Source organism: Pseudoalteromonas sp. H105, from assembly GCF_001469215.1.
Classification (GTDB): domain Bacteria; phylum Pseudomonadota; class Gammaproteobacteria; order Enterobacterales; family Alteromonadaceae; genus Pseudoalteromonas.
The window spans coordinates 105,680-117,915 of record NZ_LOFH01000002.1; the positions used below are offsets into that span (position 1 = coordinate 105,680).

General features: G+C 39.3%; 14 protein-coding genes. 4 read left to right on the forward strand and 10 right to left on the reverse strand.

From position 1 onward, the window contains the following. Nucleotides 1-42: 42 nt before the first annotated feature. From ATS75_RS04065 to ATS75_RS04075, 3 genes are all read right to left on the reverse strand, one after another. Nucleotides 43-882: a GGDEF domain-containing protein gene (locus ATS75_RS04065; protein ID WP_058559157.1), complete on the reverse strand. Its 840-nt coding sequence runs from the start codon at nt 880-882 to the stop codon at nt 43-45. A 56-nt stretch (nt 883-938) separates the two neighbouring features. After that, entirely contained in the window at nt 939-1,301 is a 363-nt protein-coding gene (locus ATS75_RS04070; RefSeq protein WP_058559158.1) for a hypothetical protein, read from the reverse strand. Nucleotides 1,302-1,365: 64 nt separating this feature from the next. Further along, nucleotides 1,366-1,785: a DUF3429 domain-containing protein gene (locus tag ATS75_RS04075; protein WP_058559159.1), complete on the reverse strand. Its 420-nt coding sequence runs from the start codon at nt 1,783-1,785 to the stop codon at nt 1,366-1,368. Between the two features lie 222 nt (nt 1,786-2,007). Between ATS75_RS04075 and ahpC the strand changes: the two genes are divergently transcribed. The 3 genes from ahpC to ATS75_RS04090 all read left to right on the forward strand — a co-directional run bounded on the left by ahpC (nt 2,008) and on the right by ATS75_RS04090 (nt 4,853). Then, nucleotides 2,008-2,577 carry an alkyl hydroperoxide reductase subunit C gene (gene ahpC, locus ATS75_RS04080; RefSeq protein ID WP_058559160.1) on the forward strand — a complete coding sequence of 190 codons (570 nt, stop codon included), beginning with the start codon at nt 2,008-2,010 and terminating at the stop codon, nt 2,575-2,577. Nucleotides 2,578-2,728: 151 nt separating this feature from the next. Then, on the forward strand, nt 2,729-4,312 hold the full coding sequence (gene ahpF, locus ATS75_RS04085; protein WP_058559161.1) for an alkyl hydroperoxide reductase subunit F: 1,584 nt from the start codon (nt 2,729-2,731) through the stop codon (nt 4,310-4,312). A gap of 136 nt (nt 4,313-4,448) precedes the next feature. Continuing rightward, the gene (locus ATS75_RS04090; RefSeq protein ID WP_058559162.1) at nt 4,449-4,853 is read left to right on the forward strand and encodes a GFA family protein; all 405 of its coding nucleotides are present in this window, start codon (nt 4,449-4,451) and stop codon (nt 4,851-4,853) included. Nucleotides 4,854-4,875: 22 nt separating this feature from the next. On the opposite strand, the gene ATS75_RS04095 is transcribed toward ATS75_RS04090, so the two are convergent. The 7 genes from ATS75_RS04095 to ATS75_RS04125 form a co-directional block, all read right to left on the reverse strand. Next, nucleotides 4,876-5,346, reverse strand: coding sequence for a DM13 domain-containing protein (locus ATS75_RS04095; RefSeq protein ID WP_058559163.1), 471 nt, complete (start codon nt 5,344-5,346; stop codon nt 4,876-4,878). Between the two features lie 9 nt (nt 5,347-5,355). After that, nucleotides 5,356-6,162 carry a substrate-binding periplasmic protein gene (locus tag ATS75_RS04100; RefSeq protein WP_058559164.1) on the reverse strand — a complete coding sequence of 269 codons (807 nt, stop codon included), beginning with the start codon at nt 6,160-6,162 and terminating at the stop codon, nt 5,356-5,358. Between the two features lie 129 nt (nt 6,163-6,291). Continuing rightward, nucleotides 6,292-6,732 (reverse strand): GNAT family N-acetyltransferase, encoded by a 441-nt coding sequence (locus ATS75_RS04105; RefSeq protein WP_058559165.1) that lies wholly within the window; start codon nt 6,730-6,732, stop codon nt 6,292-6,294. Continuing rightward, on the reverse strand, nt 6,729-7,610 hold the full coding sequence (locus tag ATS75_RS04110; protein WP_058559166.1) for a patatin family protein: 882 nt from the start codon (nt 7,608-7,610) through the stop codon (nt 6,729-6,731). The genes ATS75_RS04105 and ATS75_RS04110 overlap by 4 nt, the downstream gene beginning before the upstream one ends. 343 nt (nt 7,611-7,953) lie before the next feature. After that, nucleotides 7,954-8,406 (reverse strand): NfeD family protein, encoded by a 453-nt coding sequence (locus ATS75_RS04115; protein ID WP_058559167.1) that lies wholly within the window; start codon nt 8,404-8,406, stop codon nt 7,954-7,956. Between the two features lie 16 nt (nt 8,407-8,422). After that, nucleotides 8,423-9,376 carry an SPFH domain-containing protein gene (locus ATS75_RS04120; protein ID WP_058559168.1) on the reverse strand — a complete coding sequence of 318 codons (954 nt, stop codon included), beginning with the start codon at nt 9,374-9,376 and terminating at the stop codon, nt 8,423-8,425. Nucleotides 9,377-9,559: 183 nt separating this feature from the next. Next, nucleotides 9,560-10,933, reverse strand: a complete 1,374-nt coding sequence (locus tag ATS75_RS04125) for a diguanylate cyclase domain-containing protein (RefSeq protein WP_082665395.1) — start codon at nt 10,931-10,933, stop codon at nt 9,560-9,562. 309 nt (nt 10,934-11,242) lie between these two features. On the opposite strand from ATS75_RS04125, the gene ATS75_RS04130 reads away from it, so the two are divergent. Continuing rightward, nucleotides 11,243-12,130: a cation diffusion facilitator family transporter gene (locus ATS75_RS04130; RefSeq protein WP_058559170.1), complete on the forward strand. Its 888-nt coding sequence runs from the start codon at nt 11,243-11,245 to the stop codon at nt 12,128-12,130. Nucleotides 12,131-12,236: the final 106 nt, after the last annotated feature.

Sequence of the window (12,236 nt, forward strand, 5' to 3'; positions counted from 1 at the left end):
CGTTCATTGCAGTCATTTCATAGACTAAGTATACCAAAGATATCAAGAGGGTTCTTTATTGCGCTCAGCTTTGTGCGATTTATCAACATACATATTTTGGTCTGCGTTATGCAAAATGGTATCTGGGTCTTGCTCTGGACAAAGAGGTGCGGTACCAATACTCACACTTACTTGAAACTCTTTCATATCAGCGATGAGGTATTCACGTAGTTCGTTCAGATTAGGACTGTCGTCATTACAAAATGCAATGAACTCATCGCCGCCCAGCCGAAAACAATTATGTTGTCTAAACTTAGTCGATAATCGCTTTGCAAAGCTCGTTAAAATGAGGTCGCCACATTGATGACCGTATTTATCGTTTGCAAACTTAAAGTTATCAAGGTCAAAATAATAAACACGTTGATAATGGCTCTTTAATTGTTCAAACCGAGTGAAGCATGCTCGGCGGTTGCCAAGCCCAGTAAGTTGATCGTGGTTTGCTTCTTGTTCTAACTGTTGCTGCAGTTTTTGGCTAAGCTGTATTTCGTGATTGAGCTTTTTAATCGTCTTACGTTTTTCTAAAATTAGCAGGTACAAGCCCATGCACGTTAACAAAAAGCCAATATTTTTTAATGCCGTGTCAAACAGTAAAACCGGAAATATTTCGGTATCAACTAAATCATCAAGTAAATCCAAAATTAACCCTGTGCAGTAAACTACCCATGCAGTTATTAATAGTTTATTACCTAAGTAAGCATATACTTGTAAAGTCAGAGATACCGAGAGCGCAGCCCAAAAAAGTTCCTCTAAAAGATCCATATCAAACAGATCACTATTGAGTAAGTGTATGCTACAGACAAGAACAAACAGCCAAATTATTGCCAACCAGTAGGGATGTTTCATTTTATACCTTACGACAACTCATTTGTTTAAGGTATAGCAGAAAAAGTCAGTGCTCGTTAGTTTTCAGTGATTTGATTCTGCACAGCAACGAGTAAAGCGATACGGGTTTTGAGTCCTTCAACGGCGATTTGCTTTAAAATTAGATTAAACGTAATCAATACAGCAAATACAATATGAATTGGTCCATGCGTAAAACCCGCTGCGGGGTCAAAAATCATGACACCAAAGAGTAAGAAAAGAACCACTAACAATATTTCAATTAATTGGTTTGAATAAAACGATAAACGACCTTCACCTTTACGATCTTTTTTTATGTGTATAGCACAGAAAAATGGCAATACTTTAATCTTGAATAAGCCATTTTTTTCGACGTAATTTTCGCCGAGTTGATCGAGTTGTTGGCGCAGTTGATCTATCATGAAAGCTCCTTAATTTGAGGAGGCAGATACTACAACATTCAGCTCTTTAGCACCACCACGGTGTTTACTCTGGGTATATGCTCATACCAATCATTAATATGTGGCACACAAAAACGACTGAGGTTAGGATAAATCGCATTTTTTGGTAGTCAGGGTGATATGTTTTCCACGCTAATGTCGACTTCTCAAAAAGCAGCACCAGCCAAAAACTCGTCGCCAACCATGCCAATGTCCATTCAATAGGTAAAAAAGTGAGAAAAGGGATTGGTATAACAGGCGCGACGGCTTTAATTGCGCTGCTGTAACTTTGATTGCCAGCATGCCATTGGTTTCCGGCCATAAAAGCTAAAATAGCAATACTGTAAAAGGTAAAAAACTCTAGATTGACTGCATTACTGCCAGCAATTAATGGCCATGCCACACACCCAAGAAAGGGCAATAAGCCTAAATAACCAAGTTGGATGTGATTGATAAATTTTTCCATTACAGCATACCCTTAATATTCAGTTTGTTTGGCGGCTATTGTAGCAGCAATCTACATAACAAATTCTATACGAAATGTGCTTCGTAAAAGTTTAATCATAAAAATGGATTGATATAATCTAAACAATCAATTTTATTTAATTTTTCAATGGCTCTATTGTATGTACCAAGCCAACGCGACGAACTGCGTTGTTTATACTTTTAAATACCAATGAGGAATACTATGAGCACTTCATTAATTAACACAAAACTACAGCCTTTCAATGCAACAGCATACCACAATGGTGACTTCGTTGAGCTAAGCGAACAAGATGTTTTAGGTAAGTGGTCTATCTTCTTTTTCTACCCTGCGGATTTTACCTTTGTGTGTCCAACAGAATTAGGTGACTTAGCGGATTATTATGCACAACTTCAAGAAATGGGCGTAGAAGTCTATTCAGTATCAACGGATACACACTTTACTCACAAAGCATGGCACGATACGTCAGACACAATCGGTAAAATTACGTACCCAATGATTGGCGACCCAACGGGTCGTATCACTCGCAGCTTTGGCGTAATGATCGAAGAAGAAGGTTTAGCACTTCGTGGTACTTTTGTAATGAACCCTGAGGGTGAAATCAAAGTAATCGAAACTCACGATTTAGGTATTGGCCGTAGCGCTAAAGAGTTAGTGCGTAAAGTGCAAGCTGCACAATACATCGCAACGCATGATGGTGAAGTATGCCCAGCTTCTTGGCAGCCTGGTGAAGAAACGCTTGCTCCTTCACTTGATTTAGTTGGCAAAATCTAACGCAGATTTGCCCATTTCGATTAGGGCAGTTAGCTGCCCTTAAACCATTAGCAATTGCTATTGGTACTTCCTGTGTTTGTAGCGTTTATTAAGCACATCCACTACCAAACGCGGGAGGTTTGCTGTTCAAATTTCCACTAAAGGTTAAGCCATGTTAGATAGCAATATAAAAAACCAATTGAAGAGCCATTTTGAATCGCTGACTCAACCTGTTGAGCTGCTTATTGCCTTGGATAACAGCAAAAAATCAGCAGAAGTTGAAAGTTTAGCTAACGATTTAGCATCATTAAGCGAAAAATTGACGGTAATTAACAACCCAGATAGCAGCGTACGTCGCCCGTCTATGGTTGTTCACTCATCGGTCAAAAATACCCATATTACGTTTGCAGGCGTACCGATGGGACACGAATTTACAAGTTTAGTGTTGGCGCTTTTACATACTGGCGGGCATGCAAGTAAAGCAAAAAGCGAAGACATTGAACAAATACAATCACTTGATCAAGAACTTAATTTTGAGATTTACATTAGCTTGAGTTGCCAAACCTGCCCGCAAGTAGTGCAGGCACTAAATACAATGGCCGCGGCTAATAGCAAAATTAAAGCGACAATGATTGATGGTGCACTGTTTCAACAGGAAGTAGAAGAGCGCAATATTTTAGCCGTACCGGCTGTTTATTTAAATGGTGAACCATTTAGCCAAGGTGCATTAAGCTTAACGGACATATTAAATAAAGTTGATAGTAAAGGGGCTGCGCGTCAAGCTGCGGCACTTAGCGAAAAAGACGAATTTGACGTATTAGTAGTCGGTGGCGGACCTGCCGGTGCATCAGCTGCTATTTATTCTGCACGTAAAGGGTTAAATACCGGTATTGTTGCAGAGCGATTTGGCGGGCAAGTTGCCGATACACTTGGCATTGAAAACTTTATCTCTGTTAAAGCCACTGAAGGGCCAAAGCTTGTTGCCCAGCTTGAAGAGCATGTGAAAGAGTACGATGTTGATGTAATGCATAATCAACGTGCTGCCGGGCTTGATCGCGTTAATAAAAAATACGAAATTACGCTTGAAAACGGGGCTACTTTAAAGGCCAAATCGCTTGTTTTAGCAACCGGTGCACGCTGGCGCGAAATGAACGTACCCGGTGAACAAGCGTATCGCGGACATGGTGTAGCATACTGCCCGCATTGTGACGGCCCTTTATTTAAAGGTAAGCCTGTTGCTGTCATTGGTGGTGGTAACTCTGGCATTGAAGCTGCAATCGATTTAGCAAACATTGTCGAGCATGTAACGGTACTTGAGTTTGCAGATACATTACGCGCCGATGAAGTACTTATTCGCAAAGCAAACAGTTTGAATAATATTACTATTATTAAAAACGCCCAAACTACAGAAGTACTTGGCGATGGTAAAAAGGTAACAGGGCTTACTTACACAGACCGAGCTACAGGTGACAGTAAAGCACTCGAGATTGCCGGTATTTTTGTGCAAATAGGGCTAATACCCAACACGGAATGGTTACAAAAAACCGATATTGAGCTTAGTAAATTTGGTGAAATTTTGATTGACGCAAAAGGTGCTACCTCATTACCAGGTGTTTATGGCGCAGGTGATGCAACGAACACTCCATTTAAGCAAATTATCATTGCCATGGGGAGCGGTGCAACAGCCAGTTTAGGTGCTTTTGATTACTTAATTCGCAACAGTGAAGAAAGCGAGCAAGACAAAACAGCTGCTTAATGCGCAGCACTCTCTCTTGATATAACAGCAAGATACACCCAAAGCTGTTTGTTAACCCAAGCCGCCCTCTCCAAAGGCGGCTTTTTTATGTGCTGTATAGGGACCTTATGGTATATTTGTGAAAAAGGAGAGCGCAATGTATCAAGGTAGTTGTTTGTGTAAAAGAGTAGCAATAGAAGTCAATGGCCCAATAAGCAGCATTATCCATTGCCATTGTTCGTTATGCCGAAAGTCTAGCGGCACTGCATTTGCTACAAATGGGTTTATTAACCGTGAAGACTTCACTGTCACCCGAGGGGTTAAAAACCTTTCGGCGTTTGAATTTAAACCAGGGCGAATTCGTCATTTTTGTTTATCTTGCGGCAGCCCTGTTTACAGTGAAAACACGGATGATATATCAAGGTTAAGGCTACGTTTAGGGATACTCGACACTGACATAGAAGAGCGACCTATTAGTCATAATTTTTGCAGCTCAAAAGCCAATTGGGAAGAATTCGGAAATAAATTGCCTCATTACGATGGTTTTGAACCTAGCCGGTAGGTGTTTGCTTCTATGAATTGAGTTACTGGTATTTAGCAGCACTGATAAATTCATCGAAGCTTTCACACCATACAATAACGGTATTGAATTTTTTTATATCAACATCTTGAGGTATTTTTACTAAAAAGTTGTCAAATGTATTAACACTTGCAACGCGTGTAAAGGTACCTTTGTAGGCTAAAAAGTCAGCTTCGTTGTCAATGAAGCGATTAGCTAAGTACACATGGTAATCCGGTCCTGGGCTCAGTTTTCCTTCAAATGAAATAAGATCGCTTGTTAATCTTACATCACCAACACCATAGTGAAAGGCATCAGAACCCGGCAAATTTTTAATGAAGTTACCATGATATGAAGCGCGTTGAGCGTGGCTTTCAAGTGCTTGTGCACTTGGTGATGGTGGGGCTGTTAAAATTGGCAGCATATACATGCCTGCTGCAAATCCGATAATAAAAACGCCAATATAACTCACGGCCCTAAGTAAATGTTTAAGCATCGTATGCCCTTATTTCAAGTGAAATACTTTTTTAAATGGGAGATTCAAACCTTGCTCAGGTCCACCTATATATTGTTGGTAAAGTCTCTCAAACTCACCACTTTTGCGAATTTTTTGCAAGCCGTTGTCTAATAAATTAATGAGTTGCTGGTTACTTTTATGGGAGTAAAAGTGATAATGATTTGAATATTGCAGCATAATGGTCGGTTCAATAACTAGGTCTTTATATGGCTGTTTTGATGTTTCAGCTTTTATAGCAGAAACAGAGCGTGGGAAGTAATCAGCTAAGCCTGCGGCTAGCAATTTAAGCATAACATCATAATCATGTTCGCCATTCACTGTTAGGCCATTGCGTATTAGAACATCGTAATCAGACCAAGTTTGTTTTTGCAAAGCGACAAGTGGTTTTAGCTCATCCAGTGAATTAATATTTTCAAAGCGATGCAATTGAGACTTATGGATCATCAATAATCGTTTTCCGTGCAACCCTTTGTATAGCGGCATGGATGTTTTTATTAATGACGGTTGGCTTGTGGGAGCAATTGAAAGCCACACTAAGTTAATGCTGTTCGGTTTACTTAGCTCTTCTGTCGCTCTTTTTTTATTCATTGGGATGGTAGAGTAAGTGAACGTAACGCGTTTATTTTCAGCAGCCAAGCTAGCTGTTAGTAAAGCATGCATATAACTATTTTTTGGCGAATTGAAACTATGCGGAGTGGCTAAATGTAAGTTAATGATAGAGTCATTAGCGAATACATTGAATGTTTGTAATAGCAGTACAATAGATAGCCATGTTATTTTGTAGTGTAAGCACATGCGGAAAATTTACTCATCAATAATATCAGTTATTATAACCAACCCTATGTAATAGTAATCATTATAGGTCAAAAACACACGCTATACGCGCACTGACATGATATGAAAGTGGGTTTGTGTAAAATATACTTACTTATGTGTGTTGTTTAGCTGCTGATATATATCAGCGACGCGAACTTCCATCATTGTTTCAGGAGCGGTTAAAGGCGTAAAACCAAATTGCTGATACAAGGTATGTGCATCAGCAGTTGCTAAACAAAAGCGGCGTAAGTTTTGTAGTCTCGGGTGAGACATGATTTCTGTGAGTAATAGTTTGCTTAACCCTTGCCCCCTGTGTGCTTGTAGAATGAACACGTCTGCTAGATAGCCAAATGTTGCAAAGTCAGAAATAACTCTCGCAAAACCAACTTGTTCACCTTGCTCATCATACACACCAAAACACAAAGAGTTCTGTATAGCCCTAAGCATAATCTCAATGGGAATCCCTTTCGCCCAATATGTGCCACTAATGAACTCATGTATGAGCTCAATATTTAAGCGTGATTTTTGACAGCTGACTTGATAGTTCATTGCTTTGGGTGGCCTTTTGTTACTTTGACTAAGGAAGAGCCTTGGGTTTGACTAAAGTAGTGTTCACTTGCGTTTATTCCCATCTGATAACCCTCAGCAAGCTTCTTCATGTCCGTAGTCATTCGGCCCACTTTAAAATCACATGGTGGCGCTATAATATGTATTTTACAATCTGAGGGTGGCGTGTTTATAAAATCAATACTTTCATTGTAATCTTCTGCACGTTTGAGGGATGCTTTGGCAAGTTCTGGGTGTTTTTTGTAAAGTGTTTTAGTAAACCAAGACGATTTTTTTCTCTTTTTTCGATAACCCAGAGGTTGAGACAAAATCACTGTTATCTCTGTTGCGCCCATTTGGTATGCCTTGCGAACAGGGATTGAGTCAGCCACTCCGCCGTCAGTCATTTTAATTCCATCTATTACGGGATAATCTCTGTATGCAATAGGTATAGCACATGACGCTTTGAGTTGCTGCTCGAGTCCCTCTTTTGTGGCTTTTAAGTAATGTGCTTGGCCAGAGTTAATAGACGTGGCTACAATGTAAAATTCACACTTTTGTTGACTGAATATGGTCAAGTCTAACCGTATATCTGCAATCGTTTGCTGCCACAGCCAGTCGAGATCAAATAGGTGCCCACCAGTTAAAAATCGTGGCAAACTAATAAACTCTGGCCGACATGAATAGTCTGTGATGACAGTGTGATTACGCTTAGGCTGTTTACATAAATAAGCCGCGATGTTTGTCGCCCCAGCAGATACGCCAAAACATTGATTGAAAGGCTGATAATGGGCACTTAAAAAGCCATCTAATACGCCCGTTGCAAAAATACCTCGCATAGCGCCACCTTCGACGACTAGAGCATGGCTTGACTGACTCATAACAGCTCCAATTTATCTTTTATACGCTTTAACTTTATGACAATACTAATCTTATTTAGGATACGCAAGCACCATTTTTAGCGTTATCTTTATGCTATTAATAGGCATTCACTCACTACATAAATAAGATAATACCATTATTCTGGCTTGGCTATATCGTTGTGTGCTATTCATTTAAGTTGTTTACTTGATGAAAACGGCGGGCTTATTAAATTCTTATTGCTGTATTTTATGGCATCTGCAACGTTAGTCTGTCTGGTTTAAGTTGCATTGTTAAAGTGATGGCTAAGTGGCGTGAACATACATCCATGCCACTTGTTTGTTTGAGCCGAGATAATAGGTGTTAGATTGCTTCAACCCACATTACACCGACTTCTTTTTTTATTACCTTTACATGGGTACCTGCACATAATGGCTGATGACTTTTTAATTTCCAATCGATGCCTGAATAGGCATGTGTCGTTAAGCCTAAATCATTCACGTCTGCTTTAATGATAAAATCAAGTTCTGCAAAGTCACTTTTCACTTCTTTATTATCTACATTGTCTTGCATGCGCTTTAATGGCTTCCACAATAAAATGGCACACGCTGATGTGATTAGGGTATTGCTCCAAAGGGCGGTTGTCATGGATGCTTCAAGTAAACCAACATTCATCATTAAGCCTGTTGAAAACAATGAAATGCCTAAAAAAAGCAGTATAAATGTAGATAGGCCAAGCACAGCTACTTCTATGATTAAGGCTATTACACCAATAATCATCAACGCTTCGGGTAAATTATTAACAATAAACTCCATCACTTACTCCACGGTGTTAGCTTTTTTGCTTTAGGTTTAATGAGTTGATAATAGACATACCTTGCGCAACGAGCGAGCTTGCGTCAGTGCCACTATCAGGCAATAAAACCACCGATGATTCACGTGCAATGGCCTCTTTTGCTGCAATTGCTTTAGTTGCTAAATCAAGTTGAATCGCTTTTTGACCTTCTTCAGTATCTGCAGCTTCACCCACTTTTCTCAGTGCATCAGCTTGAGCTTCTGCCACGGCAATAATGGCTTTAGCTTCACCTTCTGCACGTAAAATTTGTTCGGCTTTGTCTGCTTCTGCGGCAAGAACCTGCGCTTGTTTTTTACCTTCAGCCACATTGATATTTGCTTGGCGGTCACCTTCTGATTCTAAAATCTGTGCTCGCTTAACACGTTCAGCTTTCATTTGTGCTTCCATGGCTTCCATAACCGATTGTGGTGGCACAATGTCTTTAATCTCGTAACGTAATACCTGGATACCCCATGGCTCTGCAGCTTGGTTGATTGCAGTGACGATATTGGTATTCAGCAAATCACGTTCTTCAAATGTTTTATCCAGTTCCATTTTACCCAGCTCTGAGCGCATAGTAGTTTGCGAAAGCTGAGTGACTGCGAATACATAATCATCTACGCCATAAGTCGCTTTGTAAGGGTCTAATACTCGAAAATACAGTACACCATCTACAATAAGTGAGATGTTATCTTTCGTAATTGCAGATTGAGATGGCACATCTTGGGCTTGTTCTTTTAAGCTACGATCGGCTGCAATTCTATCAACAAATGGAACAATGAAATTTAGGCCAGCTTCTTTTGTTGATTGATATTTACCAAAGCGTTCAATTAGCCAGGCTCGGTTTTGAGGAACAAACTTAACACTACTTTTCAGTAGGACTAAAACGAAAATCAGTAAAAACGCTTCAACAGTGAAAACCATGTTGATAATTTGTGTGATTGGATCCATAAATACTCTCCTTAGAATATGATATTGTTACTGTGCTTGTTTGTTAATTATGTACAAATGTAACGCTTTCCACATTACCACCACTGTTGTAATTCGACTAGTAAAACCTGACTTATACGCTGTAATCAAAGGGCGCACTTGTTGCTGACGGATTTGGATTGTTGGCGTTAGGGCTCTCTGGTATTAACGATGTTTAGTAAAGGTATTGATGAGGTTCCTGCCAGCGCTTTTTGCTTGATAAAGTGCGCTATCTGCAGCTAAGATCATGAGATCTTCTTGTGTGTGTTTGTCTGGGATACAGCTAAAACAACCAACGCTCAATGTTAAATACTTTGAAACATTTGAATAAGGATGATCAATTTTAAGTTCGCGGACTTTTTTCTGTAGTAACTGTGCAAAATGGTAGCAATCTGATTCGTTTAAGCATGGCAGAATAATTGCAAATTCTTCACCACCATAACGGGCGGCTAAATCACCTTCTCGTTTGCACAAGTCATGTAGCGCAATTGCGACTTGTTTTAAAACCTGATCACCTTGTTGATGCCCGAAGTTATCATTATAAAGTTTGAAATAATCTATATCGCAAATAATTAAACTTAAAGGCTTCTTGATACGAGCTGCTCGCTGAATTTCAGTACTCAATGTTTTATCAAAGCACCTTCGGTTGGCAATCGTTGTAAGGCTGTCGATGTTTGCTTGCGATTTAAGCTCTTTGTTCACTTTTAATAATTGGTTTTGCATGTCTTCAATGTGGAGCTTGTATGATGCATTTTTTAAAGCGCTAGTGAGTATTTCACCGACGAGTTTAATTCTTAATAGATCAGTTTCAGTCCAATTGTGTTTCGAATGTACGCAATCACACCCAATAAACCCAAATAAAGCGTTTTCTGAGAAAAGTGCTATACATAACAGAGACTTTATTCCTTCAGATTGAAACTCAGTTCTTTCAAGCTCTGCTGCGGGTGGTAATGTGTTTACATCTGGCACCATAAATATTCCAGAGGCTTTGAGCGTATTAAAAAAGTAAGGCAACGCTTCTTGGGGAACATCTTGCAATTGCTCTTTAAATGGAGCGATACCATGATTTACCCATTCATGAGTGTTGCTCATTAACATGCCATCTGGGCTAAACTGGAACAAATAGCTGCGATCCGCTTGGCAAAATGTCCCCATTGTCCGTAATGCATCTTCTATTTTTTTATCTACGCTGTCTGATTGAATATCAATAAGTTGACTGGATATATTTGCAATGACTTTATCAAAATCATCATGTTTTTGTTCTAGCGCTACGGGCTCGAAAAAGTAAATATCAGCTATTGATAATGCCGTTTTTTTTACTTGAATGGCTTGATTGCTTTCTACCATGGTCAATGTTTCAGTAAGCCAATTGTGCTTTGATGACAAGAATGTTGCCATTGAAACCGATTTCTCAGTTGACGGAAAGTGTATGTGAAGGTTACTTAAAGTGACTGACGTAATGTTCAGTTCAGGCGCCAGACCAAATAAACCCTGTGCCAATTGATTAATGTGGGCAGTTGATGTCGAATTATCGAACATCACAATGGCAAATGGCAGGGAATTAAGAGTTCGCCATACACTTTGAGGATCTTGTTGATTGTTAGCTGAAAAGTTAATAACCCAACCACCTAATAACGTCTTGTTAACAATGTTAGCTTACATTCAAATTGTTTAAATTGGTACTTTTTTGTTTAATTAGCTTTTATCCCTATTTGCTTAAATATGGGGGCATTTTTTTAGTGCGTTTAATAGTAGGACGTATTACAATTGATATTGTATATCATTACCGTTTTTCGTTTCATCGATGATTCATTTTTCTTCAATTCAGTACAGGTAATTCAAACCTTCATGACAGATATCACGACGCATAAAGATTCACGTCGCAGGCTATTAATTGCACTTTCAATTACGTGTTCTTTTATGGTTATTCAAATTATAGGTGCCTATTATGCAAACTCATTAGCAGTGCTTGCTGATGCTGGGCACTTGTTTGTTCACAATAGTTCTTTGTTTATTGCATTACTCGCCTCCAGTTTGGCGATTCATTTAGCTAAAAATTATAACGATGGTTATCAAAAGGCTGAATTAACCGGAGGGTTAATTAATGGCTGTTTGTACTTGGCAATTAGTTTAGTCATATTGTTTGAAGGCGGTGAACGTATTCTTCACCATCACGAGGGAGAAGGCGTCACAGTAAATAGTTATTTAATGTCTGTGATCGCAGCAACGGGCTTCTTATTTCATGGGGCAGCTGCGTGGGTGTTATATAAAGGACGAAAAGCGAGTATTAATGTATATGCTGTTTTCCTTCACTCATTTTTTGACCTCATTTCAACCGTTTCAACGTTTATTGCCGGTGTGCTTATTTACCTAACTGGTTGGACAATAATAGATATATTATCAAGTATGTTGATTGCTCTTTTTGTTTTCTTCACAGGTATTAAAGTCATCATATCGTGTATAAAAGGTTTTTCTCAAAGTAAAGCAAAACTCCCTGACGTAAATGAAATAGAGACATCAATTAGCCAAGTTGAGCATGTAGAAAATGTTCACAATGTCACAATTACTCGCCGTGAAAAAAAGTTAGTTGTTGGTGCGCACGTAGTTTTAAAGCAGCATTGTACGAAAGAGAAACATGATGAAGCGTGTCGTTTAAAAGTAGAGCAGTTATTGGCAAAACGATTTAACATTGCCGAAAGTGTTTTACAAATTGAAAGTAACGGATGCGTTCACTAGGGTCTGTTGACCTTTGCGGATTAAAATTTGTTTAAACTAGGAGCGATTTAATCGCGGCGCGAGGTTTGTAACCTAGTGGGCTAAGTTAAAACCAAGCATCAAAGAG